The 3,576-nt window shown below is 44.4% G+C and carries 5 protein-coding genes; 2 read left to right on the plus strand and 3 right to left on the minus strand.

What is annotated here, in order from left to right; all coding sequences use genetic code 11:
- Nucleotides 1-232: 232 nt before the first annotated feature.
- Nucleotides 233-589, minus strand: coding sequence for a hypothetical protein (locus IH879_21520; GenBank protein MCH7677507.1), 357 nt, complete (start codon nt 587-589; stop codon nt 233-235).
- Nucleotides 590-607: 18 nt separating this feature from the next.
- Nucleotides 608-1,585 (minus strand): integron integrase, encoded by a 978-nt coding sequence (locus tag IH879_21525; protein MCH7677508.1) that lies wholly within the window; start codon nt 1,583-1,585, stop codon nt 608-610.
- 290 nt (nt 1,586-1,875) lie between these two features.
- Here IH879_21525 and IH879_21530 point away from each other — a divergent pair, with 290 nt between their 5' ends.
- Nucleotides 1,876-2,076 (plus strand): hypothetical protein, encoded by a 201-nt coding sequence (locus IH879_21530; protein ID MCH7677509.1) that lies wholly within the window; start codon nt 1,876-1,878, stop codon nt 2,074-2,076.
- 216 nt (nt 2,077-2,292) lie between these two features.
- Here IH879_21530 and IH879_21535 read toward each other — a convergent pair whose 3' ends face one another.
- Nucleotides 2,293-2,961, minus strand: a complete 669-nt coding sequence (locus IH879_21535) for a serine hydrolase (GenBank protein MCH7677510.1) — start codon at nt 2,959-2,961, stop codon at nt 2,293-2,295.
- Nucleotides 2,962-3,245: 284 nt separating this feature from the next.
- Between IH879_21535 and IH879_21540 the strand changes: the two genes are divergently transcribed.
- Complete coding sequence (locus IH879_21540; protein ID MCH7677511.1) at nt 3,246-3,392, plus strand: hypothetical protein; 147 nt, start codon at nt 3,246-3,248, stop codon at nt 3,390-3,392.
- The last annotated feature ends 184 nt before the right edge of the window (nt 3,393-3,576 follow it).

Consider the following 3,576-nt stretch of genomic DNA (forward strand, 5'->3'; position numbering starts at 1 on the left):
CTGGTGGTGAGACACCAGGTGTAATCAGTTGTTCCTTTAACTGTTACACAATAACCGAGACGACTTCGTGTCGCCATCTAACTTATAATTGAACCGCTTTAGAATCCGTTTTGAAGTGCCTACATATAGGAACAAGTTGCTACATATAGTAAAAAAAATCAAATGTTCCTACATATAGGCATTCGAGTTTCCTATATATAGCCATTTTTCTGTAATGCGAATGTTCCTATATCTAGCCACTTTTGTTTTCAGGACTCACCAATCGTTCTTCGAGTCCAAGATCCAGAACTTGACCGTACGGGAGTTCCCAGACTCTCGCCCGGCGATTCCATCTGCCGCCAGCCGCACGCACTAGCTTGCCTATTCTGGCTTCGCCGTAAGCGACCGTGATCTGCACAATCTTGTTCCTCGGTGGTTTTCTTGTTGAATGCCCAATGACTTTTGCTTCCTCAATAAGCTCAACGGTTTTGAACCGCATTTTCCGGCTAGCATCGTACCGATAACGCACGCACACCAGTCGCTCGCCGTATTTGCCCGTCAACCCCTTCGTCCCTTTTTCCCCGGGAACCAGGGTCTTAACCACCTTCATCCACCACACCACACTTTATTAAAGTTTATCTGAAGGACTTGTCACACCAAATCCACCCTTTTTCAACACATGCGTATACACCATAGTTGTGTTCACATTGTTATGACCCAGAAGCTCCTGCACGGTGCGAATATCCTGGCCATCCCGTAGCAGGTGCGTCGCAAACGAATGGCGAAAAGTGTGACAGCTAGCGTGTTTGGTAATACCAGCCTTCTTTTTTGCTTCCTTGACTACTTTTTGCAAGACGCTTGAATGGAGATGGTATCTCTGTTTCAAGCCGTTGCGAGGGTCTACTGATAGAGTCCGGCTCGGAAAGATATATTGCCATCCCAATTCTCTATTTGCATTACGGTACTTTCTCTCAAGGGCAAATGGCAGGGAGACCTTTCCAAAACCGGTTTTCAAATCTCTCTCATGAAGCTTTCTTACGTTTACTATTTGTTTTTGCAGCGGTTCTTTTAATATCTCCGGTAAAATCGTAACCCGGTCTTTATTGCCTTTAGAGCTTCGAATTGTGATTTCTCGATAGTCGAAGTCAATATCCTTCACCCTCAGCCGCAGACATTCTTTCAGCCTTAATCCCGCGCCATACAGTAGGTTCACCATAATCCATTTTGTGCCCGATAGCTGAGACATTATTTTTCTAACCTCATTTGGTGAAAATACAACTGGTAGTCGCTTACCCTTTTTTGCCCAGGTAATATCCAAGTCGCCTATTTCAATTTTCAGGACTTGTTTATATAAGAAGAGGATAGCGCAAAGTGCTTGGTTTTGAGTTGAGGATGCGACTCTTTTATTCACGGCTAAGTGTGAAATATACCGGCCGATTTCAGGTTCACCCATGTTGTTTGGGTGACGTTTATTGTGAAACAGGACGTACTTTCTTATCCAGTGAATATAAGTTTTTTCCGTGGAGTAGCTGTAGTGCATGGTACGAATAGCGATGCGAACGCGCTCAAGAAGTTTTGGCTGCTTTGAACCGTTTTGGGATGCCATGGTCATTCCTTCGACTCCCGTTATTTGACTCAGATGCAAAATTGCTAGCAACCGGGGAGACACGGTCACGAGCCCATCAAGACCCGCGACCGCGGTTGAAGTTCCTGAGTTAAAACGAACTTCCATTAGACGAACTCATAATCCATAATGAGCCCTCAATTGTTAAAGATAGTTAAAAACTGATATGAAGTCAAGAGTTTGTTGGAGAATTTTCCAAATTAGAGAGCACAAGTTGCGCTTTGAAATGCCGACTTGAGTTTCGTTAAAGTTGCGTTAAAATTTGAGTAAACATGGGTAAATTTGAGAATACAAAGAAAGAAAAAAACCCTCAAAAAATGAGAGCGTTTTCTGCTATTTCTATTGAAATTAGCCTTGTACGCCAGGAGGGACTCGAACCCACAACCTTTGGCTCCGGAGGCCAACGCTCTATTCTCGGAACTAATAAATTGGTTATTAAAGTCTCTATACCTTGCATGTTAGCCCTACTCTGATCAGCGTAATTCGGTGAAGGTTAAAATCAACCCCCAAAAAGTGGGTGCAATTTCCTCCTTGTATAACCGAAGCAACGTTAGGGAAGTTCAGTCACTGTGGTATAGTCTAAAAGCAAGTGCCCAACTCTTTCTTGAGCTTGAAACGAGTTACCAGCCGCTCTGGTGATTCAAAGCTCCAGTTGCTTTCGCCTCGTGGATGAAGCCCTTCTTTCATCCTCACCGGTGCTGAGATGTTGGGCGGGAATTTGAGGACGGTCGAGCAGCTTTCATAAGTTTCCTCCAGAACTCTCGATCGAAGAACTGGTAATCTGCCTTGCCATCCTTGAACACAGCACTGGCGCCAAGTCGCGTAATGACAATGTTCAAGCTCGGGACGACGTACACCCTGCGGTCACCGTCGCCACGTGCTGCGACTAAGTCATTTGGTGCTGTCGGAATGAAGGAGCCCGGCCTAAGGTTATTTTGATGCACATCCATCCAGTCGTCTTGGCCGTTCACCCAGAAAAGAAAGCCGAAAGCTGGGTTCATCGATTGTGATGACCTAAGTGTTTCCCGCAGGTAGCTCTCACTGACAATCACGTCACCATCCCAGGCACCTTCTGCCAAAATCAGTAGTCCCAGGCGGGCCAGATCTCGGGTGGATGATACGAACCCATAAGAGTTTTTCGATTTGCCCGCTCGAGTCACCCAACGGCTATCCTTCATCCCTATCTTGACGGTCAACCACTCGGACGTATAATCGCTCAGCTCGACCCTACTCACCTTCGTCAATACTTCAATCAGATGCTTGTAGGCACTGGTGCTGTAAAGCCAGCGCTCTCCTGCTGGGGCTTCGTACTCCAAGCCCCTTGTGAGCCCGCTCGTCATGGACAGAAGGTGGCGCAAGGTAACGTGTTCTTCAAACTCCCGGGGTGCCTCCGACCAAGTAGCATCAAGGATCCACTAAATAGATAAACTGTATATAGATAAACTTTAATTAAATAAACAAAGGAAATAGATAAACCATCGCCTGACAGCGATGATTTTCCTGAGAAGTTTTTGAATAATGAAATTCCACAAGAACCCCACCTGAAAGGTGGGGCTACTTCCAAAGTCATTCGATGACTCTTAGACTTGGCGGGTGGTCACACAGTGACCCCCTGACAGTGAAATGAAAAAGGGGGGCATTTATGAGAAAAGATGTTTTGGTTCACAATGTTGTGATGGATATTTCTGATGAATTTCAAAAAAGATTACAGAAAAAGACTGGATGGGGAAAGAATCAGGTCTTTGAAGAATTTAAGAGTTACGATTGTCTTGATTTAACAGTTGAGTAGAAACCAACCATGTGGTAGAAAATAATACAGAATTGATATAAATTTCTTCGACTGATAGGATGAAAAAAAATGGTATGGAATTTACAATTTGTTTCATTCCCGAAACCTTAGTCAATAATCTCAAAAATCTATTGGAGAAAACCTATGAAATTGCATCTTTGGAAATCTTCTCTATTAATCATCA

This window comes from candidate division KSB1 bacterium (assembly GCA_022562085.1).
Classification (GTDB): domain Bacteria; phylum Zhuqueibacterota; class Zhuqueibacteria; order Oceanimicrobiales; family Oceanimicrobiaceae; genus Oceanimicrobium.